The sequence below is a fragment of the Lacinutrix cladophorae genome, assembly GCF_053604645.1.
Genome location: NZ_JBSHNR010000080.1, coordinates 1 through 405, shown reverse-complemented (window position 1 = coordinate 405; position 405 = coordinate 1). Strand labels below are relative to the sequence as shown.

The window sequence follows — 405 nt, the reverse complement described above, 5'->3', positions numbered from 1 at the left end:
TTCATTATCTGTACCATTACATTCTATGGTTTCATCTACAACCGTACAAGCAGTAAGGTCTGGACCGATAGAATCTTCAAGTGTAAGTGTCGCAGTAAGCGTTGTTTCATTATCACAATCATCCGATACCGTATAGATTACTGTAATAGTACCACCAGCACCACAAGTGGAAGCAAGGTTCGTGAAAGCATAATCGGAAGTTACATCAAAAACAGCATCTGTATCACAGCTATCTGTACCACAAGATTGTAGTGCAAGTATGTTTGCAGCATTCCAATCGTTAGCAATGGTTTCATTATCTGTACCATTACATTCTATGGTTTCATCTACAACCGTACAAGCAGTAAGGTCAGGACCGATAGAATCTTCAAGGGTAAGTGTTGCAGTTACTGAAGAAGTATTTAA

General features: G+C 39.0%; 1 protein-coding gene. It reads right to left on the bottom strand.

The genetic code is table 11. The annotated features are described in order from the left end of the window. The coding region (locus ACVC3Y_RS03485) for a hypothetical protein (protein WP_452226120.1) at positions 1-405 on the bottom strand (405 nt) is incomplete at both ends.